18 protein-coding genes are annotated in these 23729 nt (G+C 48.3%); 17 read left to right on the top strand and 1 reads right to left on the bottom strand.

Annotated elements, in window-relative coordinates; translation table 11 throughout:
* Positions 1-27 precede the first annotated feature (27 nt).
* From hemW to AC4PM4_RS12720, 14 genes are all read left to right on the top strand, one after another.
* Positions 28-1212: a radical SAM family heme chaperone HemW gene (hemW, locus tag AC4PM4_RS12785; RefSeq protein WP_024628499.1), complete on the top strand. Its 1185-nt coding sequence runs from the start codon at positions 28-30 to the stop codon at positions 1210-1212.
* Between the two features lie 117 nt (positions 1213-1329).
* A complete protein-coding gene (locus AC4PM4_RS12780) occupies positions 1330-1800 on the top strand; it encodes an N-acetyltransferase (RefSeq protein ID WP_063567287.1) in 471 nt (156 codons plus the stop codon).
* Between the two features lie 253 nt (positions 1801-2053).
* The gene (gene hrcA, locus AC4PM4_RS12775; protein WP_062328691.1) at positions 2054-3085 is read left to right on the top strand and encodes a heat-inducible transcriptional repressor HrcA; all 1032 of its coding nucleotides are present in this window, start codon (positions 2054-2056) and stop codon (positions 3083-3085) included.
* Between the two features lie 39 nt (positions 3086-3124).
* Entirely contained in the window at positions 3125-3700 is a 576-nt protein-coding gene (grpE, locus tag AC4PM4_RS12770) for a nucleotide exchange factor GrpE (protein WP_491613729.1), read from the top strand.
* Positions 3701-3857: 157 nt separating this feature from the next.
* Entirely contained in the window at positions 3858-5702 is a 1845-nt protein-coding gene (gene dnaK, locus AC4PM4_RS12765; RefSeq protein WP_063567289.1) for a molecular chaperone DnaK, read from the top strand.
* Between the two features lie 129 nt (positions 5703-5831).
* Positions 5832-6953 (top strand): molecular chaperone DnaJ, encoded by a 1122-nt coding sequence (gene dnaJ / locus AC4PM4_RS12760; protein ID WP_063567290.1) that lies wholly within the window; start codon positions 5832-5834, stop codon positions 6951-6953.
* A gap of 151 nt (positions 6954-7104) precedes the next feature.
* Entirely contained in the window at positions 7105-7473 is a 369-nt protein-coding gene (locus AC4PM4_RS12755) for a hypothetical protein (RefSeq protein ID WP_063567301.1), read from the top strand.
* Between the two features lie 247 nt (positions 7474-7720).
* A complete protein-coding gene (locus tag AC4PM4_RS12750; RefSeq protein WP_024628492.1) occupies positions 7721-7900 on the top strand; it encodes a YfhD family protein in 180 nt (59 codons plus the stop codon).
* On the top strand, positions 7893-8285 hold the full coding sequence (locus tag AC4PM4_RS12745; protein WP_072734512.1) for a hypothetical protein: 393 nt from the start codon (positions 7893-7895) through the stop codon (positions 8283-8285). Before AC4PM4_RS12750 ends, AC4PM4_RS12745 begins: the two co-directional genes overlap by 8 nt.
* Before the next feature lie 161 nt (positions 8286-8446).
* On the top strand, positions 8447-9412 hold the full coding sequence (prmA, locus tag AC4PM4_RS12740; RefSeq protein ID WP_079696217.1) for a 50S ribosomal protein L11 methyltransferase: 966 nt from the start codon (positions 8447-8449) through the stop codon (positions 9410-9412).
* A 3-nt stretch (positions 9413-9415) separates the two neighbouring features.
* Complete coding sequence (locus AC4PM4_RS12735) at positions 9416-10093, top strand: site-2 protease family protein (protein ID WP_063567293.1); 678 nt, start codon at positions 9416-9418, stop codon at positions 10091-10093.
* A 138-nt stretch (positions 10094-10231) separates the two neighbouring features.
* Entirely contained in the window at positions 10232-10996 is a 765-nt protein-coding gene (locus AC4PM4_RS12730) for a 16S rRNA (uracil(1498)-N(3))-methyltransferase (protein WP_063567294.1), read from the top strand.
* Positions 10997-10998: 2 nt separating this feature from the next.
* Positions 10999-12345 (top strand): tRNA (N(6)-L-threonylcarbamoyladenosine(37)-C(2))-methylthiotransferase MtaB, encoded by a 1347-nt coding sequence (gene mtaB, locus AC4PM4_RS12725; RefSeq protein WP_063567295.1) that lies wholly within the window; start codon positions 10999-11001, stop codon positions 12343-12345.
* A gap of 112 nt (positions 12346-12457) precedes the next feature.
* Entirely contained in the window at positions 12458-12892 is a 435-nt protein-coding gene (locus AC4PM4_RS12720; RefSeq protein ID WP_064636374.1) for an NUDIX hydrolase, read from the top strand.
* A gap of 53 nt (positions 12893-12945) precedes the next feature.
* Here AC4PM4_RS12720 and AC4PM4_RS12715 read toward each other — a convergent pair whose 3' ends face one another.
* On the bottom strand, positions 12946-13947 hold the full coding sequence (locus AC4PM4_RS12715) for a Na/Pi cotransporter family protein (RefSeq protein WP_072734509.1): 1002 nt from the start codon (positions 13945-13947) through the stop codon (positions 12946-12948).
* A 367-nt stretch (positions 13948-14314) separates the two neighbouring features.
* Between AC4PM4_RS12715 and AC4PM4_RS12710 the strand changes: the two genes are divergently transcribed.
* The 3 genes from AC4PM4_RS12710 (at position 14315) to addA (ending at position 23711) form a co-directional block, all read left to right on the top strand.
* The gene (locus AC4PM4_RS12710; RefSeq protein ID WP_491613728.1) at positions 14315-15691 is read left to right on the top strand and encodes a class I SAM-dependent rRNA methyltransferase; all 1377 of its coding nucleotides are present in this window, start codon (positions 14315-14317) and stop codon (positions 15689-15691) included.
* A 194-nt stretch (positions 15692-15885) separates the two neighbouring features.
* Positions 15886-19389, top strand: a complete 3504-nt coding sequence (gene addB / locus AC4PM4_RS12705) for a helicase-exonuclease AddAB subunit AddB (RefSeq protein ID WP_491613727.1) — start codon at positions 15886-15888, stop codon at positions 19387-19389.
* Positions 19386-23711, top strand: coding sequence for a helicase-exonuclease AddAB subunit AddA (gene addA, locus AC4PM4_RS12700; protein ID WP_491613726.1), 4326 nt, complete (start codon positions 19386-19388; stop codon positions 23709-23711). The genes addB and addA overlap by 4 nt, the downstream gene beginning before the upstream one ends.
* Positions 23712-23729: the final 18 nt, after the last annotated feature.

Genomic DNA, 23729 nt, shown 5'->3' with positions numbered 1-23729 from the left:
CTTTTTTCAAATAGAGGGGGACTTGCCATGACATTGGCAGCACACAGCCGGAAAACAGGTGCACCCCAAGCGGTGTATCTTCACATTCCCTTTTGCACAAATAAATGTTTCTACTGCGATTTTAACTCTTATGTATTGAAGGACCAGCCTGTTATGCAGTACCTTGAAGCGCTGGAACGGGAGATGGAACATACGGTTAAAGCGAATCCGCCGGGAGAAATCAAAACCATATTTGTGGGCGGCGGTACGCCGACTGCACTGAAACCGGATGAAATGGCCGTATTCCTGAAGTCCGTTAAGACCTATTTCCCCAATTGGGCAGATGATATTGAGTTTTCGATGGAAGCTAATCCGGGCACGACCGATGCGGAGAAACTCGCCGTTATGAAAGAAGGCGGAGTGAACCGCGTCAGCTTTGGGGTACAGGCTTTTCAAAATGATCTGCTGACAGGTATTGGCCGGATTCATAATACAGATGATGTATACCGCAGTTTGGAAAATGCCCGAGCAGCTGGATTGCATAACTTGTCCATTGACCTCATGTTTGGTTTGCCAAACCAAACTGTCGAGATGCTGAACGAGAGTATTGATAAAGCGCTGGAACTGGATTTGCCGCATTACTCCATATACAGCCTGAAGGTGGAAGAGAATACTCTTTTCCATACGTTGTATCAGAAGAACCAGCTACCGCTTCCTCATGAAGACGACGAGTTGCAAATGTATCTTCTATTAATGAAGCGTATGAAAGAAGCAGGTTACGGACAATACGAGATCAGTAACTTTGCCAAACCCGGCTTCGAGAGCCGTCACAATATCACGTACTGGCGTAATGAGGACTATTACGGTCTGGGTGCAGGTGCACATGGATATGTAGGCCGCGAACGCCATATGAATATAAAAGGTATAAACCCGTATGTTGAAGCTTCCAAAGGAGGTCTGCCGCGTCTCGATCATTTTGAGATCAGCCGCGCCGAGGCAATGGAAGATTATCTGATGGTTGGATTGAGAATGCTGGAAGGTGCTTCATCCTCACGGTTTAGCGATCAGTTCGGGGAGCCTATGGAGGAAGTGTTTGCGAAGCCTTTGGGCAAAATGCTGAATGCAGGACTGCTGGAGAAGACGCCAGACGGCTTCCGGCTTAGTGAACAGGGCATCCTGTTCGGAAATGACGTTTTCGCCGAGTTTATCGGGTCTATATCGCTGAATTCGTAGCTTGAAATTCTATACGCTCTGTTGTATATTTATTCATATTGATTTTACAGAGCGTGTAATTTATACAACTACGAAGTCAGCTTTCCTCTGGAAAGCTTCTTATAGGAGGAGAGCTGGATGTCGGCCATATGCAGAAAAGCCGTACCGGAAGATGTTGAACCATTATTTGAAATGATTAAGGGCTATGCAGAGCGTGGGATCATGCTTCCGCGTTCACGGGAAGTACTGCAACGGCAGCTGGAGCACTTTGTTGTAGCAGAAGTGAATGGTCAGGTTGTAGGCTGTGGATCTCTCTGCCGTTTGGGAAATGATCTGGTGGAAGTCAGATCGCTCGGCATCTCCGAAGGTCACAAAGGCATGGGCATTGGCTCACTGCTGCTGGACCGGCTGGTAGAGGAAGCGGAGAAACAGCAAATTCCCAAGGTCATGGCGTTGACATATGAGGTGTCCTTTTTTCTCAAAAACGGTTTTGCCGTTGTGAACAAGGAAATTTTCCCGGAAAAAGTATGGACCGACTGTGTTCATTGCAGCAAGCAGGATTGCTGTGATGAGATTGCTGTATTGAAAGAGTTGAATATTTCAGCCTGATAAATGAATGAACCGTATGGATTGAGCCGAGTATACTCTATCTCACCTGCGGTTCTTTTTAATTCATGAGATGTACAGTAAAGTTGTTATGTCTTGGAGACATTGGTCTATACTATAAATAGATGAGCGTACTCATCAAACTGACTTGACAATGCTCACGTCATTTTGGTATTTTTGTATTACCGCTTAGCACTCATCTAACCGGAGTGCTAACGACATGGGACAGTACAGTCAGAAGGAGGGAATACTCACCATGTTAACAGAGCGTCAACGAATGATTCTGAACGCTATAGTGGATGACTATATCCGTTCAGCTGAGCCCGTAGGGTCCCGGAGCATTTCCAAAAGGGGAGATGTTGGATACAGTCCGGCGACGATCCGTAATGAAATGGCGGACCTTGAAGATATGGGCTTTCTGGAACAGCCGCATACATCGGCTGGTCGCATACCTTCGCACAAAGGCTATCGATATTATGTCGATCATTTGGTTCCCTGGAATCAGGTGGAGCCGCAAGAGCTGGACGACCTGAAATCATTTTTCGCAGAAAAGCTGAACGTGATGGAACAAGTTATTCAGCATGCCTCAGTCATTTTGTCACATATGACGAATTATACTTCGATCCTGCTTGGACCGGAAGTTTTCCACACGTCACTTCGTCATTTTCAACTGCTTCCGCTTAATGAAAGCGAGGCTGTAGCCATCATCGTAACGAACACGGGTCAGGTAGAGAACAAGACAGTTCAGATTCCACCTGAAATTTCGGTAGCGGAGATGGAGAATGTAGTTCGTTTATTAAACAGCAAGCTGGTCGGCGTGCCGATTTACAAATTAAAGTCTCGTCTCTACACCGAGCTTGGGCAAGAGATGGAACGGCATATTACACGTTATGAGGAAGTCATGCAGGTGCTGAACAGTGCCTTTGACAACGAGCATGATAATCGTCTGTTCCTTAGTGGTGCCACCAATATGTTGACCCAGCCAGAGTTTAAAGATATTGAAAAGGTAAAAGATATTCTTGACCTGCTGGATGAGACACCAACACTCATGAAATTGATGATGCCCGTGCAGGGTGGATCTGGTATTCAGGTGCGAATAGGCACCGAGAATGATCATGAAGCCTTCGCCAATTGCAGCCTGATAACGGCATCCTATTCATTGGATGGAGAGGCTTTGGGCTCCATCGGAATTTTGGGACCTACGCGAATGGATTACGCACGTGTCATTCATATTTTAAATACATTATCCCGTGATTTGACGGCCATGCTAACGCATCGCTTCAAATAAGGGAATGAACCATTTCATTCTTATAAGGAGGTGAACATCTTGAAAGATGAGCAATCATTCGCAGCAGAAGAACAGGAACAGCAAGCAACTACAGCAGCGGAGCAGGAGCCTGTCAACGAAGCCGGAGCTGCAGAAGCGCAGGCGGAAGAGATGACAGATCAGGAGCAAGATGAGATCGCACGTTTGAAGGCGGAAGCTGAGGAACATCAACAGCGTTTTGTCCGTGCGCAAGCTGATTTTGATAACTTCCGTCGTCGTACACAAAAAGAAAAAGAAGAACTGGCGAAATACGCTTCGATGAAGCTGGTCACAGAACTGGTGCCGGTCATTGATAACTTCGAGCGTGCCATGGCTACTGTACCGGAAGGTGCTGAAGTCGAGTCCTTCTCCAAAGGTATCCAAATGATCTTCCGTCAGCTGGAAACTGTGCTGAACAATGAAGGTCTGACGTCAATGGATACGGTAGGACAACCGTTTAATCCCGAATTCCACCAGGCGATTATGTCCGTGGAGAGCGACGAGTATGAAGAAGGTACCGTTGTCGAGGAAGTCCAAAAAGGCTATATGCTGAAGGATAAAGTACTTCGTCCGGCTATGGTTAAAGTTAGCTCATAATTTCTATTAAAGAATGAAATGAGTTCACTCTTGATTGTACGATGCCACCGAAGTTTAATATAAAGGTTAGTACACACATAGAGCACGATTAGGAACAACAAATACAAATAAGGATCAATCTGATCCATTTTAAATTGTCGAGGGAGGAAATTTTCCGATGAGCAAAGTAATCGGTATTGACTTAGGAACAACAAACTCATGTGTAGCGGTTATGGAAGGCGGCGAGGCTGTCGTTATTCCAAATCCGGAAGGCGCACGTACAACCCCATCCGTAGTGGGTTTCAAAAAAGATGGAGAACGCGTTGTCGGTGAAACGGCTAAACGTCAAGCGATCACGAATCCGGATCGTACGATCATCTCGATCAAACGTCATATGGGTACATCCCACAAAGAAACAATCGATAGCAAAGACTACTCACCACAAGAGATTTCTGCAATCATCCTGCAAAAACTGAAATCCGATGCTGAAGCTTATCTGGGTCAAACGGTAACTCAAGCGGTTATCACAGTACCAGCTTACTTCAATGACAGCCAGCGTCAAGCAACAAAGGATGCAGGGAAAATCGCAGGTCTGGAAGTTCTGCGTATCGTCAACGAGCCAACAGCAGCAGCTTTGGCATACGGTATGGAGAAATCCGAAGACCAAACGATTCTCGTATATGACTTGGGTGGCGGTACATTCGACGTATCCATCCTTGAACTGGGTGACGGCTTCTTCGAAGTTAAAGCAACTAGTGGTGATAACCAACTGGGTGGCGATGACTTTGACCAAGTGATCATTGATTATCTCGTAAGTGAGTTCAAAAAAGATCAAGGCATTGACTTGAGTAAAGATAAAGCAGCGGTTCAACGTTTGAAAGATGCAGCGGAAAAAGCGAAAAAAGAACTTTCCGGCGTATTGACTACAACTATTTCCCTGCCGTTCATTACTGTGGCTGATGGCGTTCCTCAACATTTGGAGTTGAACCTTAGCCGCGCTAAATTCGAAGAAATCTCTGCTGGTCTGGTTGAGCGTACGCTTGAACCAACTCGTCGTGCACTGAGCGATGCTGGAATGACAGCTAACGATATCGACAAAATCGTCTTGGTTGGTGGTTCCACACGTATTCCTGCAGTACAGGAAGCAATCAAAAAACTTACAGGTAAAGACCCTCACAAAGGTGTTAACCCGGATGAAGTTGTAGCTTTGGGTGCTGCTGTACAAGCGGGCGTACTGACAGGTGACGTGAAAGACGTTGTATTGCTTGACGTAACTCCATTGTCCCTGGGTATTGAAACTGCGGGTGGCGTATTCACTAAAATGATCGAGCGCAACACAACGATCCCTACAAGCAAATCCCAAGTGTTCTCCACTTATGCAGACAACCAACCAAGCGTTGAGATTCATGTTCTGCAAGGGGAGCGTGAGATGGCAGCGGGTAACAAATCCCTCGGTCGCTTCATGCTGGGAGATATTCCTCCAGCTCCACGTGGCGTTCCACAAATCGAAGTTAGCTTCGATATTGATGCCAACGGTATTGTTAACGTATCTGCAACAGACAAAGGTACTAACAAAACTCAAAAAATCACCATCACTTCTTCTAGCGGTCTGAGCGATGCTGAAGTTGAACAAATGATGAAAGATGCTGAGTTGCATGCTGAAGAAGACAAAAAACGCAAAGAACTCGTTGAAGCGAAAAACAGCGCAGATCAACTGATCTACTCTGTTGACAAAACGATCAAAGATCTTGGCGAAAAAGCGGACGCTGGTGAAGTTGAAAAAGCGAATGCTGCAAAAGAAAAACTGCAAGGCGTTCTGGCTTCCGACAATCTGGAAGACATCAAAGCCGCTACAGAAGAATTGACAGAGATCGTTCAACAACTGTCCGTAAAACTGTATGAGCAAGCACAAGCTCAAGAGCAAGCAGCTCAAGGTGCTGAAGAGCAACAAGGTTCTGCAAAACGTGACAACGTCGTAGACGCTGATTACGAAGTTGTGGATGAAGATAAAAAACAAAACTAATTCACGATTTCTAGTGAATTAATCATCGGTGACGTTCGGATCGAAGGGAAAGTCATAGCCGGGGCTCCCGTGCTTTGGCTTTCCTTTTGTCACGATGTGCGATATGGTGAATGATATGGGGGTGGAAGAGTGGCTGAAAAACGTGATTATTATGAGGTACTCGGCGTCGGCAAAAATGCCAGCGACGAGGAAATCAAAAAGGCATACCGCAAGCTTGCCCGTCAGTATCACCCTGACGTAAACAAGGCTGCTGACGCGGAAGCCAAGTTTAAGGAAGTTAAAGAAGCTTATGATGTGGTCAGTGACGGCCAGAAGCGGGCGCAGTATGATCAATACGGTCATATTGATCCAAATCAGGGCGGATTCGGCGGCGGTGGCGATTTTGGCGGCGGCGGCTTTGGCGACATCTTCGATATGTTCTTTGGCGGTGGCGGTGGACGACGTGATCCAAATGCTCCGCAACGGGGAAACGATCTGCAATACACCATGACGATTGAGTTCAAGGAAGCGGTATTTGGTAAGGAAACTGACATTACCATTCCTCGTACCGAAGGCTGTGATACTTGTCATGGCTCAGGTGCGAAACCGGGAACCAAACCAGAAACCTGTTCCGTCTGCCAAGGTAGTGGTCAACAGGAAGTGGTTCAAAATACACCGTTTGGCCGTATGGTCAACCGTCGTGCTTGTTCGAACTGTAATGGTTCGGGACAAATTATCAAGGAAAAATGTACTACGTGCAGCGGCAGCGGTAAAGTACGTAAACAACGCAAAATTCATGTTCGCATTCCAGCGGGTGTAGATGATGGCGCTCAATTGCGTATGACTGGTGAAGGTGAAGGTGGTCTGCGCGGAGGACCAGCAGGAGATCTGTATATTGTCATCCGTGTGAAATCACATGATTTCTTCGAGCGTGAAGGCGATGATATCTATTGCGAAATTCCGCTTACCTTCGCTCAGGCAGCATTGGGAGATGAGATTGAAATTCCGACGCTGTCCGAGAAAGTGAAGCTGAAAGTACCTGCCGGTACACAGACAGGAACGTATTTCCGTCTCAAAGGCAAAGGCGTACCACGCCTGCGCGGTATGGGGCAAGGGGATCAGCATGTGAAAGTCGTTGTAGTTACGCCTAGCAAGCTGAATGACGAGCAGAAAGATCTGCTTCGCCAAATTGCTGCGCTGGATGGAGAACAAACTCATGAGCATGAGCAATCCTTCTTTGACCGGGTGAAACGGGCCTTCCGTGGAGACTGAGTCTTAATCATTAATTTAAAAAAGGACACCACAGCGGTTTTTCCGCAGGGTGTCCTTTTTTGCATAATATGGGCACGCTTGCGGAAAGATACCAGACATGAGCATTCAGTGGTTTACTGATGTGCCGAAACTAGGGAAGCAGGTGAACCGGATGACCGAAAAAAATATTTTGGCTTATTTCCATAGCCCGGAGCAAGCGGAAGGGGCAGCCAAAAAACTGGAGGCATTACGAGTGGAAGACCTGTCTATCAATCGATTCAGTCGTTACGCGGGTGTCGGGCCAAGTGGAGCATCCTATACGCCGGGTGTTTCCGGCAGTTTTTCTTCCTGGGTACCAGGTGCTCTAGGCACAAATGCCAGCGCGGGAATCATGGCTGCAGCAGATCCTTCTGCGAGCGGTATGAGCGATGGCGGACAAGAGGGTCCGACAGGCAGAGATGTACTACTAACCGTCGTCGTTGACGAGGCAGTACATCACCGTGCCCTATCCATTATCGAACAAGCCGGCGGTATGATTTAGTTTTTCAATTAATTTCTATTCACTGAGCATCTATATAAGTTTCAACCTAAACATTTACACGATAACGGAGAGGACAGAAAAAACTTGGAGAAGCGAAGCGTTCGCCTTTATCCCTGGATTTTCCCTTTTAAGGAAGGGAATCAAAAAAATCTGGGGATAACAGCGATCGGAAGGTTGTTCTGTCATCGGAGTGTCAGTGTAAATACTCTTTAGTTGAACTTATACAATTTGAAGGAGGAACATAACGATGGCAGAACATGAACGTCCAGGAAAGATTTTAACGAAAACGGAAAAGATGAAGCGGATGCAGTCCGCCAAAAATGAGGATGTGGAATTCAGTGCCGAAGCTGCGGATCATGAAGATATAGAGGCTTTGCGCCGCAGTGAAGCGGCCGATCGTCGTCAGGGTCGGGAGATTCATGACTGAAGATCGCTCTGCAGTGATTATCGAAGCGGTGTTTACGAGCTGGTCCGAGGCTGAATCTGCACGCAGAGCTCTGGAATTGCTGCACCCAAACCAGTTGAGTATCGAGAGTCTGAATGACTCATCGTCTTCAGTGGATCTGGAAGCGCCTGAGAGCACAGATAATTCGACTATGGCTGTGATTGGGGGATTCAGTGGTGAGCTGAATGTACTTTCCCTCATTAGCGATGAGACCGAGGTGTTGTCGGGTGGACAAGTGTATGACGATCCGGATGCTGGCTCTGAAGGCAGGTCCAAGCAAGAAATCTTGCTGACCGTATCCGTATCCAGTGACTCTCTCCCGCAAGCTGCAGAGATGATTACGCAGAACGGTGGACGCTTTTGCTAACAAGTTAATCGAGTTTAGTCATAATTAAAACAGGGTATTCGAGCAGTCAGGCTGCGGGTATCCTGTTTTTGTTGTTTCTTTACTGCCGCGGTTTTGTACTCCTGCTCGCTTGTGTAGTACAATAGTTGGGATGTTTGAAAAATGAGGAGGAAAAACGAAGTATGTTATGGCATGAACTAACAATACATACCACAGAAGAAGCTGTGGAGATGATTTCGAATTTTTTACATGAAGCGGGTGCTGGAGGGGTCTCGATTGAAGAGTCCGGTACTTTAAATAAAAAACGGGATACGACGTATGGCGAATTGTACGAGTCTCCTTTGAATGATATTCCTGAAGGCTTTGCGGTCATTAAAGGATACTTCTCCGAAGGTACGGACATGGACGCATTGCAATCTGAAGTGAGTCCACGCATTGCGCAGCTTTCCGAATTCGATATCCAAACGGGGGAGGTTCGTTTTGAGACTCGAACAGTGGATGAAAATGACTGGGCGAACGCCTGGAAACAATATTTCAAGCCAGTACGTGTCTCGGAACGTCTAACCATTAAACCGACATGGGAAGAGTATACGCCGGAAAGCCCAAATGAGAAAATTATTGAGCTTGATCCAGGCATGGCGTTTGGTACGGGAACACATCCAACCACTTCGCTTTGTCTGCGTACACTAGAATCGGTCATTCAGGGTGGCGAGGAAGTCATTGACGTAGGTACAGGCTCTGGCATCTTGGCCATTGGAGCTGTTCATCTTGGTGCAAAACATGTGTTGGCGCTGGACCTCGATCCAGTTGCGGTAGCAAGTGCCAAAGAAAATGTGGAACTGAATGGGCTGGGACAACAAATTACGGTGAAAGAGAGTGATTTGCTGTCTGTTCTGGGCAGTCAGGACCCTGCGCTGGGCGTGAAGCTTCCGGTGAAAGTTATTGTTGCCAATATTTTGGCCGAAATTATTATGCTATTTGTGGATGATGTCTATCATGCGCTTGAGTCTGGCGGTGTTTATATTACTTCAGGCATTTGGAAAAATAAAGAGCAGCTTGTCCATGATGCGCTCGTTGCTTCCGGCTTCGAAATAAGTTCGGTTCATCGCGATGAGGACTGGATCGCGTTTGTGGCCAGAAAGAGGTAACCGATGGATTTAAACTCGTTTTTTCGTTATCCACTGGATCAACTGCCGTTTTTCCTGTTGACGATCCTGATTGCTTTTACGGTCCATGAATTCTCTCATGCCTATTTTGCCAACAAATTCGGTGATCCAACAGCCAAGCTGCTAGGCCGGGTTACCCTCAATCCGGTCGTACACTTTGACTTGTTTGGGGTGCTATTGCTCGTTATTGCTGGCTTCGGTTGGGCACGACCCGTTCCAGTTAATCGGGCGAACTTTGACAAACCAAGATTGATGGGTGTTATCGTCTCTGCAGCAGGGCCACTAAGCAATCTGCTACTTGCGATTATTGGTACAATTATTTACGCTTCATTGGTTGGTTCAGGAGCGCTGGGGAGTATAGAAAATGAGCGATTGCTCACAGCGATATCCATGTTTTTCTCTATTTTTAACCTGACGAACTTTTTCTTGTTTCTGTTTAACCTTATACCGTTGCCACCCCTGGATGGTTATCGGATTCTTGAAGACGTATTGCCACCATCTATCAGTCGCAAGCTGCAAGGAGTGGAGCAATGGTCGATTTTTATCTTCCTGCTGATTTTGGTTATACCTCCGCTGCAAAATGTGACGATTCAACCGTTGTATGAGTTTGCACAAACGATGTATGTGGATCTGGCAAAACTAATCATTGAATTATATCGATAAGCAACACGTACCTCTAGGGCTGAAATACTGGTCAGATAGACATAAAAGTTGTATGATCATCTGTGGCGATTGGATTCACGCCTGCCATCAGGCGGGGTGAATTCCAGTCATAACAGGACAGAATGGGTGGATAGACGAATGCAGCGTTATTTTGTATCTGCAGAACAGTTTAATGAACATTCCGTAGTCATCACGGGTGATGATGCGCGCCATATCGGCAAAGTGATGCGTGGTAAACCTGGAGATAAACTGATTGTCAGTGACGGAAACTCCAAAGAAGCTTTGGTGGAGATTGAAAGCATCGAAGCCCAGCAAGTAACAGCGAATATTGTGGAACCTCTCGAAATGGACCATGAAGCACGGATACGTGTAACCGTGGCTCAAAGCTTGCCAAAAGGCGATAAGATGGAGACGGTCATCCAAAGATGTACAGAGATCGGAGCAGTTTCATTTGTTCCTTTCCTGTCTGAGCGTACGATTGTGCAATATGATGCCAAGAAAGAAGGCAAACGGTTGGAGCGGTGGCGGAAAATCGCCAAGGAAGCCGCTGAACAAAGCCATCGGAACCGCATTCCATCCGTCGAGCAGCCACTTTCCTGGAAAGGGCTGCTATCTTCTTTTGAGGGCTACAGTCTGGTATGTTATTGTTATGAAAAGGAAAACGGCAAGCAATTAAGAGACGCATTGAAGCCGTTTGTGGAGCAGCTTGCACCTGGTGCGAGTGCTGAAGTGTTGATCGTTGTTGGACCTGAGGGTGGATTCTCGGAGAGGGAAACGATTGAAGCCGATCAGGCGGGTGCTGTATCCGTTGGACTGGGCAAACGCATCTTGCGGGCCGAGACAGCTGGAATGGCGGCGCTAACTTGCGTCTTATATGAATCCGGAGAAATGGGGGGAATGTAATTATGCCATCCGTGGCGTTTTACACCTTAGGCTGCAAAGTTAATTTTTATGATACAGAGGCGATTTGGCAATTGTTCAAAAACGAAGGATACGATCAGGTAGACTTTGACGAACAGACAGCGGATGTATACTTGATTAATACTTGTACAGTAACCAATACCGGCGACAAAAAAAGCCGCCAGATTATCCGTCGTGCCATTCGGCGCAACCCGGATGCGATTGTAGCCGTTACAGGCTGTTATGCGCAAACTTCTCCGGCAGAGATTTTGGACATCCCTGGTGTGGATCTTGTTATCGGTACACAGGATCGGGACAAAATTTTGCCATATGTCAATGAAATTCAGGAATCACGTCAGCCCGTCAATGCAGTGCGCAACATCATGAAAACGCGGGTATTTGAAGAGATGGACGTACCGGATTTTGCCGATCGTACCCGTGCATTTCTGAAAATTCAGGATGGCTGCAATAACTTCTGTACGTTCTGCATTATTCCGTGGTCACGTGGACTTTCCCGTAGCCGGGAAGCAAATAGCATCATCCAACAGGCTCATCAACTGGTGCATGCCGGGTACAAGGAAATTGTCCTGACAGGCATTCATACTGGTGGATACGGGGATGACATGGAGAATTACGATCTGACGGATCTCCTATGGGACTTGGACAAAGTGGAAGGCCTGGAGCGTATTCGGATCAGTTCGATCGAAGCCAGTCAGATTGATGATCGGATGCTGGATGTGATCAAACGTTCAGACAAACTCGTACGCCACTTCCACATTCCGCTGCAAGCGGGCGATGATACCGTACTGAAACGTATGCGCCGTAAATATACGACCGAAGAGTTTTACAATAAAATGCTTCGCATTCGGGAAGCGATGCCGGATGTAGCGATCACAACTGACGTTATTGTTGGGTTCCCGGGTGAGACGGATGAGATGTTCCGTAATGGCTACGAGTTGATGAAAAAAATTGGTTTTTCCGAAATGCACGTATTCCCATATTCCAAGCGTACCGGAACACCGGCAGCACGTATGGAAGATCAGGTGGATGAAGAAGTCAAAAATGCACGCGTGCATGAACTGATTGATCTATCCGAGCAAATGCAACTGGCATACGCCAAGCAGTTTGTGGGACAAGTACTGGATGTCATTCCTGAAGGTGAAGCCAAGGGCCGTGAAGGCAGTGGTAAACTGCACGGTTACAGTGACAACTACATTCAGCTGGTCTTTGATGGTTCGATGGATATGGTCGGCAAGGTATGCCGTGTCAAAGTGACCGAAGCGGGTGTGAATGAAAGCCAGGCTACGCTGGTTCGTGTGTTGGAAGAAAATCTCAAGTCCGCAGCGATGTAATCGAGGCGTCAGAAACAAGGATTTCATTTCCTTGGGGAGCGTACCCGTGGAGATGAGGTCCTTCTTTTTCCAAAAAAAAGATGAAGACAATTCCGTAATGGGGGAGAGCAACATGAACAGAAAAGAAATTTCGGCAGGCGGAGTCGTCTACCGCACGGGAGAAGACGGAAAGCTTCAAATTCAACTGATTGTAGATCGCTACGGCAAAACGACTCTCGCCAAGGGCAAAATGGAAGATGGAGAAACGGTGGAACAGACCGCACTGCGTGAGATTCTGGAAGAGACAGGCATGGTCGGCCGAATAGTAGAACCCGTCGATATCATTTCCTATACGTATCAGCATGCAGAGTTTGGTCCGGTGGACAAGGAAGTTCATTATTATCTCGTTGAAGCGGAAAGCGGTGACCTGCAGCCTCAGATTGAAGAAATCAAAGGTGTGGATTGGTACGCTCCGGAAGAAGCTTGGTCTAGACAGCAGCATAGTGGATACGATAATAACGATGACATTTTACGAGTGGCGCTGAACAAATTAGGCATTAACGTATAGCTGTTTTCTATTGAATGACGTAACGCTACTGTTTGTTGAGAGCGTTTTGAACATCAGGCCACGGGTGACTTCGCCACTGGGGTGGAGACCGGTGGTTTTTTGTGCCAAATTGGCAAGTAACAGAACGGCAAGGCAAGCAGTGAACTGGTGACGTTAAAAAGGGTCTGGGCATGCGCAATCTGTGCCCCGTTATCCGCTGATAGCCAGGCCGAGGCTGCATGCAGCTGGCCGATCAGCGGCATAAATAGCAGCGCCCCCGCAATGTTTAATACGACATGGGAGGCTGCGACAAATTTGCCTGCGGATGCTCCTCCAGCGGCTGCAATCACGGCGGTGATACAGGTCCCTACGTTTGACCCAATCACAATGGCGATGCCGATCTCCACAGGCAGTACGCCTGTGGCTGCAAGCGTAATCGCCATGCTGATTACGGCTGCGCTGCTATGAATGAGCGCCGTCAGACAGGCGCCTGCCAGAAAGCCCCACCACAAGCTGTCGGCTGAGCGATCCAGAAACCACTGGAATACGCCCATACTACGCAGGGGCACGGCAATGGATTGCATCACTTGAATGCCTGTCATGACGAGGGCAAATCCGGCGGACGCGAGAAAGCTGTATTGCATGGTAGACAGCGTCCGACGCGTGCGTTCAGGAGCGAACTGATTTCGTTCACCAAGCACAACAAAGACGGCCCAGCCTGTCAGTGACAAGGCAAGCAGAGGCAGGGAAACCCGTCCGATCTGCAGTCCGACCAGCTCGGTGGTCAGGCACGTTCCGATGTTGGTTCCAAGAATAATGCCAAGTGTGCGTCCGTAGGTAATTAATCTGGCGTTCGCCAGTCCAATAGTGAGTACGGTGACGGCGGTACTGCTTTGCAGCAGGGCAGTAGCGCCTGCGCTAAAAGCCATGCCTTTCCAGGGAGCAGAGGTAGCTCGGCCCAGCCATCCAGCCAGCATGGGCCCGGCCATCCGCTGTAAGGCTGTTTCCATCAGCTTCATCCCACCAAAAAAGATAAGAAGCCCATATAACAGGGGCAGCACAACATCTCTGAACATGAGTTAACATCATTCCTTCCGTGCATATCCTTATTCTCATCCTATGAGTAAATAAGGACAACCATGACAGGCTAACGGAATTCTGGAGTCAACAGCATTTGAAAGACCTATAAGTTTCCTTAACGGTCACCCAAATTACCACCACAATTCAAAAGATACGGAGACTCTGCAAACGTAGCGAAGGGGATGGAATTGGAACTGGAACTGTAGAAGCTAAGCGTGCGCCTTTATCCCCGGATTTTCCCTTTCGAGAAGGGAATCAGAAAAATCTGGGGATAACAGCGATCGAAGTCCAATCCATCACCGCAGCGGTCTCTCTTGCACCAAGCCTATCTTTTCAACTAACTATGAAAGAAGTGGATCTATCTTGCCATCAGTTACACTGGAACGCAGCCGCAAAAAGCGGCTTGAACATGCACATCCATGGATATATAACAATGAAATCGCCTCTGTTGAAGGAAAACCCGAGCCGGGAGATCTGGTCAACGTATTGAATCATCAAGGTCGCTATCTTGCGACGGGATACTATAATCCTGCATCTCAAATCACAGTTAGAGTCGTGGCCTATCAACCTTTGGAGTTTGAACAGATGGATACCGCGTTTTTTGCAGCGCGTTTCCGCGATTGCTTGCGCCACCGGGAGCGTTTTATCCAGGATGGAGAGGCATACCGTCTCGTTTATGGGGAAGCTGATTTCCTGCCAGGACTGATTGTTGACCGTTTTGGCAGCATCCTTGTAGTTCAATTGCTCACATTGGGTATGGACCGTTGCCGCGAAGCAATTGTACAAGCTCTAATTGAAGTAATGCAGCCGGAAGGCATCTATGAACGCAGTGATGTATCCATTCGTGAACTGGAAGGTTTGGAGCAGACGAAGGGACCATTGTACGGGGAGTGCCCGCGTCATGTCACGGTAACGGAGAATGGATTGCTCATTAAGGTGGATATCGTAGAAGGCCAGAAGACAGGGTACTTCTTTGACCAGCGAGAGAATCGTGCAGCCATCGAACCACTTATGAAGGGTTGGGGTTACAAGAGTGGCATTACGCTCCAACAGATCGAGCAGGATGGTACGCAGCAGTTGCTTCCTGTGAATAAAAGTGGCAAGGTTGTGACGTTCCCTTATTGGGATGGGGCTACTGTGCTGGAATGTTTCTCCCACACAGGCAGCTTCACATTGAACGCCTGCAAATATGGAGCCAAAAAAGTAACATGTCTTGATATCTCAGAGCATGCGATTGAAAGTGCACGTACCAACGTAGAGCTGAACGGTTTCACTGACCGGGTTGAATTTGTCGTTGCGGATGCATTCCAATACTTGCGTGAGCAGGTGAAAGGCCTCGATGAGCGTAACGTACGTGCACGTGCTGGCGAACAGAAAGTGGATACGTCCAAGGCGCTTGCAGCCAGTGGTAAAACATTTGATGTGGTCATCCTCGATCCGCCAGCCTTTGCCAAAACGAAATCAGCAGTCAAAGGCGCATGCCGTGGATATAAGGATATCAATCTGCAAGGAATGAAGCTGGTGAATGAGGGCGGGTATCTGGTAACGGCAAGCTGTTCATATCACATGCGTCCGGATCTCTTCCTGGAAACCATTGCGGATGCAGCCGAAGATGCAGGCAAAGTACTGCGTCTGATCGACTGGAAAGCAGCCGGTAAGGATCACCCGCAAATTCTGGGCGTAGACGAAGGTCATTACCTGAAATTTGCCATCTTCGAAGTGCGCAGCAAAAAGAATTAATCGAGCGATTTCCATTTAAGTCGCACATACATTTACGCAAAGAGTCCACAGTTTTCATAAGCTGCGGGCTTTTTGCTATGCTCGTGCATATGATCTCTGGAATTGCCGGATAGTGGCAAACGTATGTTCCGAACCAAGTCAGATATGTTATACTGGGAATTAAAATCTGTTCGTGATGGTTTGGAGGATTAAACATGTCCGTACGCTTTGTTATTGGCCGGGCAGGCAGCGGCAAGAGTACGCTGATTACCCGGGAAATCACATCCCTGCTACAAAAGGAACCGCAAGGTAAACCACTGATTCTGCTGGTCCCGGAACAGAGTTCGTTTCGAACCGAACAGTCACTGGTTTCTTCAGGTGCTATAAAAGGTACCATGCGTGCTGAAGTGCTTGGTTTTCGCCGATTGGCCTATCGGGTAATGCAGGAGGCAGGTGGTTCTGCACGTATTCCCATTGGAGCTGAAGGTAAAAAAATGCTGCTCTACAAAGTGCTCCAGCGTCGTAAGGAAGAATTGAAGCTGTTTGGAGCATCAGGCAGTCAGCTGGGATTTATAGGAGACTTAAATGATTTATACAGTGAGTTTAAACGTTATGAACTTGACCCTACTTCACTGGAAGAAGGACTTTCCGCATGGAATACTTCCTCTTCTGCACCGATTCTGGGAGACAAGCTGCATGACTTGCTTCTTATATACCGTGATTATGAAAAAGAATTAACCGAACTATATATCGATGATGAAGACACGTTGACTGAACTAACAGAGCGGTTGCCGGAGAGCGCGTTGCTGCAAGATGCACAGATCTGGATCGATGGATTTCAGGGATTTACCCCGCAGGAAATGAGTGTCATTGGAAGACTGATGCTGCAAGCTTCTTCCGTCACAATTGCATTGACGTTGGATCGTGCTTACGACCACGGCGCACTTCCAGGAGAACTGGAGCTGTTCCATCCCACAGCGAGTGCATATGCACGTCTCAAAGGCATGGCTGAGGATCTGGGTGTTCTTAATGAGACAACCGTGCTTCAACCGGAAGTTTTGCCAAGATATGAAGGCAGTCCTGGACTGGCGCATTTGGAGGCTGGCTTTGATCGTAGAGTCCGCTGGAAGAGTGAGGGGCGTGATGCGGGTGTCCGACTTTACGCCGCTGAGAACCGCCGGGCTGAGATGGAAGGAGCACTTCGTGAGATGCGTCGTCTGGCGCAAGATGAAGGTGCGCGTTATCGAGATATGGCAGTGCTCGTTCGTCAGTTGGATACATATGCCGACATTGCTGAGCCTCTATTCAGGGATTATGGCGTGCCTGTCTTTCTGGATCGGAGAAGAAATGAACTACATCATCCATTATCGGAATTTATTCGTTCAGCACTCGATATCGTTCGCCGTCGCTGGCGTTATGAGGATGTATTTCGCTGTGTGAAAACGGATCTGCTGCTTCCACGGGGCGGTTCCATTACACGTGAAGATATGGACCAGCTCGAAAATTATATATTAGCTTGCGGAATTCACGGATACCGCTGGACAGATGGCAAGCCATGGAAGTATGTACCCAGCCTGTCCCTGGAAGACAACGATCAGGATGTCCGCAGCCGGGGCCGGGAACAAATGCTGTCCTTAATGGAAAAATGCCGTACGGTGATTGTTGATCCACTGGGTGCTTTTGAGAAACGAATGAGCAAGGCAAAGACAGCTAAAGACCAATGTGCGGCGCTTTACAGATTACTGGAAGATGCCGAGATTCCTTGGAAGCTGGATCAGATGTCTGCAGAAGCCAAGGCTCAGGGTGATCCGGAACGTTCGAGAGAGCATCGTCAAATGTGGGGTGCCGTCCTTGATCTATTAGATCAGATGGTTGATATGATGGGGGCCGAACGGCTGGATATCGATTTATTTGCCGGGCTAATGGAGACCGGATTAACCGAACTGAAGCTGGGACTTGTTCCTCCAGCGCTTGATCAAGTGTTGATTGGATCGATGGATCGTACACGTCTTCAGGGTATCAAGTACGTATTTATTCTGGGTGCAGTAGAGGGTGAACTGCCTGCTGTCCCTCAAGATGATGGTGTATTATCTGAGCAGGAACGGCTGCTGTTGACGGAGAGAGGTTTGGGGCTTGGGCCAGGAGCAACAAGACAAATGTTGGATGAACGCTTTCTGATATATACAGCCCTGACAGCGGCGAGCAATCAGTTATGGCTGAGTTATCCCGTTGCAGATGATGAAGGGAAAACATTGCTACCCTCAGAAATTGTACGACATGTACGGAAGATGTTCGGTCTGCATGAGCAGCCATTACTTGCCCAGCCGCCGGTTACAAATGCTGAAGAGGTGCACTGGTCTTATGTTATTCATCCTGGTCAGAGCCTCTCTTATCTCATCGGACAGTTGCGCAGATGGCGCCGTGGAGAAGATATTTCTGAAATGTGGTGGGCGATCTATAACTGGCATGTCTCTCGGGAGACAAGCAGACCTCAGCTGAAACAATTGCTTGGATCGGTCTTTTATCGCAATCGGGCGTTACCTCTGCGTACGGCTACCAGCCGTAGATTATATGGTACAGAGGTAAGGACTAGTGTCTCTCGAATGGAGCGTTTTGTGGCGTGTGCGTTCTCCCATTTTGCATCCCATGGACTGCGGCTGAAAGAGCGCCAGTTGTACCGCTTGCAAGCCCCTGATATAGGACAATTGTTCCATGCTGCCTTGAGTCAGCTTGCCATGCGTTTGCGTGAGCAGAATCGCAGTTGGGGCAGTCTGTCACCGGATGAATGTCGGAAGGAAGCGGAGCACACCGTGGAGCAGATTGCACCACAGTTGCAGGGAGAGATTTTGCTTAGCACGAAACGGTATGGTTACATCTTCCGCAAGCTGAAGGATATCGTTAGCCGGGCGTCGGTTATTCTGGGTGAACAGTCCAGACGGGGAAGCTTTGAACCGATTGGGCTGGAGCTTGATTTTGGACCAGGTAAACCCCTGCCACCGCTGCGTTTTGAATTGGAAAATGGCTGTGTGATGGAGATCGTGGGTCGTATCGACCGCGTGGATGTGGCTGAGGGAGAGAACGGCTTACTGCTGCGGGTCATTGATTACAAATCGAGCCAGACCGATCTCAAGCTGCATGAGGTGTATTATGGCCTGTCATTACAGATGCTCACGTACTTGGAGGTGCTGCTTAGTGCTGCCGAGGACTGGCTTGGAGAATCGGCGATGCCTGGAGGAACACTCTATTTCCATGTGCATAATCCATTGCTTCAATCCGCGAACGGCATGACTTCTGAGCAGGCAGGACAAGAACTGCTGAAACGGTTCAAAATGAAAGGCTTGCTGCTCGCGGATCGGGATGCGATCGCTCAAATGGACAATACCCTTGACAAAGGCTACTCAGCTATTATTCCAGTTGCGCTTAAGGCGGATGGCAGCTTTTATAGTAGCGCTGCTGTAGCTACGCCGGAGCAATGGGATACATTGCTTGCTTCAGTTCGCAGCAATATACGTGAGATTGGCACCCGGATTACGGAAGGGGATGTCGCGATTGAACCTTACCGTATCCAGCAGGAGGTTGCATGCACCTTCTGTCCGTACAAGCCAGTCTGTCAATTTGATGAAAATATCGAAGGTAATGAATATAATCTGTTGTCCAAACCGGGCAAACAGCAAATCTGGGACATGCTGTCTCATGGCAAAGGAGGGGAAACATCATGACGAATATGCCAAAACCGGAGGGAAGCTTCTGGAGTGATGACCAATGGAGTGCCATCTCACAGAGTGGAGAAGACATTCTGGTTGCTGCTGCAGCGGGTTCCGGGAAGACGGCTGTATTGGTTGAACGGATTATTCGCAAGATTGCAGACCCTTCCCGTGGATTCAGCGTAGATCGTTTGCTGGTTGCGACATTTACGAAAGCTGCTGCTGCTGAGATGAAGCAGCGGATTCGGGAAGCACTGGAACGTGCACTTGAAGAGCAACCTGCCGAAGAACATCTGCGCAAACAACTGTCATTGCTCGGGCGAGCATCCATTACGACACTGCATTCATTCTGTATGGAAGTCATTCGTCGTTATTATCAGCAAATACCGCTAAACCCGGCTTTCCGGATTCTGAATGAAAATGAAGCCGAAATTATGCGGCAGGAATTGTTGGAGCAGTTGTTTGAGGAAAAGTATGGGGAAGAAGACGAAGGCAGTACATTCCGCGAATTGGTGGATTGGTTCAGTGGGGAACGAAACGATGATGCCATGCATCGACTTGTGCAGCGTTTGTATGATTTCTCACGCAGTCATTCTTGGCCGGATCATTGGCTTGCGGAGATGGCATCTGCTTTTCAGGTGGAAAGTGTCGAGGCACTTGGACATTCTGCCTGGGTTCAGAGTATTTTGCGTGATGCAGCTCTTGCCCTAAGTGGTGCGACTGGTCTGCTGCGTCAAGGGATCAGCATATCGATGCAGCCGGAAGGTCCGAAACCTTATGCAGATACATTGAAAGAAGATTTAGCAATGGTCGAAGAGCTTCTGTCAGCTGTTGAGGTCATGCCATGGGAAAGATTGCCTGAAGTGTTTCAGCCAGCAGCTTTTGGCAAGCTGAAGCCTTGCAAAAAGGACCAGACAGACCCGGGGTTACAAGAACAGGTCAAGGAACTTCGTGAGGCTGCGAAAAAAGCCGTGACGGACCTGAAAGGGTCATTGTTTGGAAGAAGTGCGTTTTCTTTCTGGCAGGAGCTGGAGCAGGCGGCACCACTAATGCAGGAGCTATCCAAGCTGGTCAGTGCATTTGGAGAGCGATACCGACAGGCCAAGCAGGAGCGCGGTCAGGTCGATTTTAGTGACCTGGAGCATTACTGTCTTCATATTTTGCGCCATGAAGATTCAACCCCTGAGCTGTCCATGCCTTCGGATGCAGCAATGGAATACCGGGCACGTTTCGATGAAGTTCTGCTGGATGAATATCAGGATACCAATACAGTGCAGGAAGATATCGTCCGACTGATTTCCAGAGAAAATCCAGGAAACCGATTCATGGTTGGTGATGTAAAACAGAGTATTTACCGTTTTCGTCTGGCTGAACCCGGTCTGTTCCTGAACAAGTACCGTCAATACGCAGCGAATTCGGATATGGATATGGAAATGGACGGAGAGAGAGAATCACTGCATGCAGGAAGACGTATTGATCTTGCACGTAACTTCCGTAGTCGTGCAGAAGTAGTCCATTCGGTCAACATGTTATTCAAGCAGCTCATGAATGAAGGGGTAGCCGAGATTGCCTATGATGAACGAGCTCAGCTCGCTTATGGGGCTACTTTCCCGGCAGAGACGCTTGGAGATGAGGCATACACACCTGAACTCATATTGATCGATCGTCAAGGCGGAGGACCTGATCTGACGGAAAGCATGGATGAGAATGGGGATGCGTTACCTTCTGCTGAGCTGGAGAGTGCCGAGCTTGAAACCGCTCAGCTGGAGGCTCGGGCCATGGCTCGCCGTATTCGTGAAATGGTCGGAGATACGGATAAACCAGCCCTCAACGTTTATGATAAAGCCCTCAAATCCATGCGACCTGCGCGTTATGGAGACATTGTTATTTTGCTGCGTTCTGCCCTGATGTGGGCTCCACTCATGATTGAGGAATTCAGACAGCAGGGTATTCCTGCCGGAGGGGAGCAAAGCAAAGGGTATTTTCAGGCGACGGAAGTGGAAGTGATGTTGTCCTTGCTGCAGATTGTGGATAATCCAAGGCAGGATATACCGCTTGCTTCCGTGCTTCGTTCGCCGATTGTCGGACTGGATGAAGAGGAACTGGCTCAGATTCGCCTTGGGGACAAGCGACAGTCTTTCTATGATGCTGTTATATCAGCTACAGGAGCATTCTCAAGTTCGTTGAATGTTTTCGGGCAGCATGGTGAGAAAGCTTCGAATCCGGATTCATCTGCAATCCAGCTGCAATGGCCCGAAGTCTGGTCAGAAATGGAACAGGGGCAGCGGGAGTCGGCAGTATCCGCCGAAGCAGACGTTATCGAACGTATATATGAAACCTCTGTACATGCAGGTAAAGATGAGATTATGGATGCTGGTATAGATGCAAGTATGGGTGGACGTATAAGCGACGATGCGGTTAGGGACAACGGTACTAGCACAGAGTTGCAACAAAAGTTAATTCGATTTATGCGTCAGTTGGAACATTGGCGACTTGAAGCCAGACAAGGCAGCTTGAGTGAACTCATTTGGCGCATGTACCGGGAAACGGGTTATCTGGACTGGGTTGGCGGCCTACCGGGAGGCATGCAGCGTCAAAGTAATTTGAAGGCTTTGTATGATCGCGCGCGGCAATATGAGGAGGCAACGGCCAATCGTGGATTGTTTCGCTTCCTGACCTATGTATCCAGACTACGTGAGAACGGGGGAGATCTTGGCACCGTAGCAAGTGGTTCTGGTGAGCAGGACAATGCGGTACGCATCATGACGATTCACCGGAGTAAGGGCTTGGAATTCCCTATTGTTTTTGTCGGGGGTATATCCAAGATGTTCAATCAGCAGGATCTGAACTCGCCGTTTCTGATGCATAAGGAGCTGGGGTTTGGCCCGAGGTTTGTAGATCGTGAGAATCGGGTTGCCTATCCAACTTTGGCGAATCTGGCGATTCGTCGTCGTGCCCAGTTTGAGCTGCTTGCCGAAGAGATGCGGGTGCTCTATGTGGCTCTAACCCGTCCAAAAGAGAAAATGATTTTGGTCGGTACGGTAAAAGATGTTGTTAAAAAGGCAGTGGCCTGGTCTCAGATTAAGGACAGTCCGGAACGGGTATTGCCTGACTATCTGCTTGCAGCCGGACGGAGTTATCTGGACTGGATCGGTCCATCCCTGATGAGACATCCAGACGCAGCTTTGCTGCGTGAACTTGCGGGAGGCACTGATTCATATGCTGCCTGTCTTGTGGATGATGAATCACGCTGGGGCATTTCCGTCATTTCTGCTGATCAAGTATCCCGGGAAATATTTGTGGATCAGACGCTTGGTGAAGAAGAGGGCATGACAGAAGTGCGGAAACATCGAATTGCTGCCCTAAAAGCCGTTCAGCCTGTGGAGCTGTTTCCTTCCTCACCTGAAGAAGAGATGATCGAGGATACACAAGATACAACACCACGAGACATCAGTGAGGAAAGTGTATTTACAATAGGTGAGCAAGAGGGTGTACAGCTGCTTCGTGAAGTAGATAAACGGCTTTCATGGACATATCCTCATCAAGAAGCAACTCAAGTAGCTGCCAGCACATCGGTTACCGAACTGAAGACATTGCTTGCCATGCAGGACCACCAGTCGTTACAGATAATGGAGGAAGTTGAAGAACAATCTGAGGCGTCCGTGGATTCTGAGAACCGTGGGATGAAGGATGGAGGCTCGTCCTTTAAATTGCATTTGCGTCGTCCCAAATTCATGGAGGAGAAACAGTTGACTGGAGCCGAGCGGGGAACGGTGTATCATACGTTGATGCAGCATCTTCCTGTAGATGGTTCACCCGTTGATTCGCAAATCGTTGAGCAGACACTTTTGCGGTTAGTTGAGCTCCAGATTTTGCTCCCCCACCAGGCAGAGGTTATTGAGTCTGATCAACTGGCCGAATTCTTCAATACAGAGCCTGGGACAGAAGTGTTGCGTGCGGAGTGGGTGAAACGGGAGATTCCATTTATTTATGGACTTCCGGCACATCATTCTCCTGCCGAATGGCTTCATAGTCTGTCACCAGATGCAGGTATGCAAACGTTGGAGGAATACGGTAAGATGCAGGCATCACTAGAAAATGAGACGGTACTAGTACAGGGGATTATTGACTGCCTGTATGAGGTGGATGGCGAGCTTGTTTTGCTCGATTATAAGACAGATCGGGTGTTGGAACATCGCGGAGGACTGGACAAACTGACGGAAAACTATCGTTTCCAGCTGGAGCTGTATGGCCGGGCTATTGAAGATATTCTGGGTCGGAAAGTCGACCGGAAGTGGCTGTACTTTTTTGATGGCGGACATGCTGTGAAACTATAAAGTGAAATTTTAAAATGG

This window comes from Paenibacillus sp. MDV22-iso6 (assembly GCF_058408365.1).
Note: the sequence above shows the minus strand (reverse complement) of the source record. Positions and strands in the feature narration are given on the sequence as shown.

What these genes read in the sequence shown, in the direction of transcription:
- hemW (WP_024628499.1), top strand. Translation starts at nt 28, where the DNA reads ATGACATTGGCAGCACACAGCCGGAAAACAGGTGCACCCCAAGCGGTG.
- AC4PM4_RS12780 (WP_063567287.1), top strand. Translation starts at nt 1,330, where the DNA reads ATGTCGGCCATATGCAGAAAAGCCGTACCGGAAGATGTTGAACCATTA.
- hrcA (WP_062328691.1), top strand. Translation starts at nt 2,054, where the DNA reads ATGTTAACAGAGCGTCAACGAATGATTCTGAACGCTATAGTGGATGAC.
- dnaK (WP_063567289.1), top strand. Translation starts at nt 3,858, where the DNA reads ATGAGCAAAGTAATCGGTATTGACTTAGGAACAACAAACTCATGTGTA.
- AC4PM4_RS12755 (WP_063567301.1), top strand. Translation starts at nt 7,105, where the DNA reads ATGACCGAAAAAAATATTTTGGCTTATTTCCATAGCCCGGAGCAAGCG.
- AC4PM4_RS12750 (WP_024628492.1), top strand. Translation starts at nt 7,721, where the DNA reads ATGGCAGAACATGAACGTCCAGGAAAGATTTTAACGAAAACGGAAAAG.
- AC4PM4_RS12745 (WP_072734512.1), top strand. Translation starts at nt 7,893, where the DNA reads ATGACTGAAGATCGCTCTGCAGTGATTATCGAAGCGGTGTTTACGAGC.
- prmA (WP_079696217.1), top strand. Translation starts at nt 8,447, where the DNA reads ATGTTATGGCATGAACTAACAATACATACCACAGAAGAAGCTGTGGAG.
- AC4PM4_RS12735 (WP_063567293.1), top strand. Translation starts at nt 9,416, where the DNA reads ATGGATTTAAACTCGTTTTTTCGTTATCCACTGGATCAACTGCCGTTT.
- AC4PM4_RS12730 (WP_063567294.1), top strand. Translation starts at nt 10,232, where the DNA reads ATGCAGCGTTATTTTGTATCTGCAGAACAGTTTAATGAACATTCCGTA.
- mtaB (WP_063567295.1), top strand. Translation starts at nt 10,999, where the DNA reads ATGCCATCCGTGGCGTTTTACACCTTAGGCTGCAAAGTTAATTTTTAT.
- AC4PM4_RS12720 (WP_064636374.1), top strand. Translation starts at nt 12,458, where the DNA reads ATGAACAGAAAAGAAATTTCGGCAGGCGGAGTCGTCTACCGCACGGGA.
- AC4PM4_RS12715 (WP_072734509.1), bottom strand. Translation starts at nt 13,947, where the DNA reads ATGTTCAGAGATGTTGTGCTGCCCCTGTTATATGGGCTTCTTATCTTT.
- addB (WP_491613727.1), top strand. Translation starts at nt 15,886, where the DNA reads ATGTCCGTACGCTTTGTTATTGGCCGGGCAGGCAGCGGCAAGAGTACG.
- addA (WP_491613726.1), top strand. Translation starts at nt 19,386, where the DNA reads ATGACGAATATGCCAAAACCGGAGGGAAGCTTCTGGAGTGATGACCAA.